Origin of the sequence: Streptomyces sp. MS191 (assembly GCF_008042125.1) — a bacterium.
Classification (GTDB): domain Bacteria; phylum Actinomycetota; class Actinomycetes; order Streptomycetales; family Streptomycetaceae; genus Streptomyces.
Map to the genome: position 1 here is coordinate 186,782 of NZ_RDBI01000054.1, position 1,082 is coordinate 187,863.

Below are 1,082 nucleotides of genomic sequence, written 5' to 3' on the forward strand. Positions count from 1 at the left end.
GAGTTCGAGGGCGTCGTCGGGGCGTCCGAGGTGGATCATCTGACGGCTCATCGAGGACAGGATGTACGAGCCGAGCGGCTTGTCGCCGGCCTCCTTGGCGGCGTGCAGGGCGAGCACGAAGTACTTCTGGGCGGTGGGCTGGAGCCCCACGTCGTAGCTCATCCAGCCGGCGAGCTCGGCCAGTTCGGCGGCGCAGGCGAAGAGCCGCAGGGCGACGGCGGCCGGCTGCGGTTCCTGGAGCAGGTCGGTGACCTCGTGGAGCTGGCCGCCGTCGCCCTGCGGCTCTTCGCCTGCGCCGCCGAACTGGCCGAGCTCGCCGGCTGGATGAGCTACGACGTGGGGCTCCAGCCCACCGCCCAGAAGTACTTCGTGCTCGCCCTGCACGCCGCCAAGGAGGCCGGCGACAAGCCGCTCGGCTCGTACATCCTGTCCTCGATGAGCCGTCAGATGATCCACCTCGGACGCCCCGACGACGCCCTCGAACTCATCCACCTCGCCCAGTACGGCAGCCGGGACTGCGCCACCGCCCGCACCCAGGCGATGCTGTATGCGATGGAGGCCCGCGCCTACGCCAACATGGGCCAGCCCAGCAAGTGCAAGCGCGCCGTCCGGATGGCCGAGGACACCTTCGCCGACGTCGGCCTCGACGGCGAGCCCGAACCCGACTGGATCCGCTTCTTCTCCGAGGCCGAGCTCAACGGCGAGAACTCCCACTCCTACCGCGACCTCGCCTACGTCGCCGGACGCTCCCCGACCTACGCCTCCCTCGCCGAACCCGTCATGGAGCGGGCCGTCGCCCTCTTCGAGAAGGACGCCGAGCACCAGCGTTCGTACGCACTCAACCTCATCGGCATGGCCACCGTTCACCTCCTCAAGCGGGAACCCGAGCAGTCCGCCCTCCTCGCCGAGAAGGCCCTCGGCGTCGCCCGCAGCGTCCGGTCCGAACGGGTCAACACCCGCCTGCGCAAGACCGTCGACACCGCGGCCCGCGACTACGGCCACGTCGCCGAGGTCGTCCAGCTCACCGACCGCCTCACCGCCCTGCTCCCCGAGGCCGCGGAAGCGGTCTGACCCCACGGCCC

At 70.6% G+C, this 1,082-nt stretch carries 1 pseudogene; it reads left to right on the plus strand.

Annotation, left to right across the window (positions count from 1 at the left end):
- Positions 1-1,071 (plus strand): annotated as a pseudogene (locus EAO71_RS23885) (hypothetical protein); the annotation flags it as partial.
- Positions 1,072-1,082 lie beyond the last annotated feature (11 nt).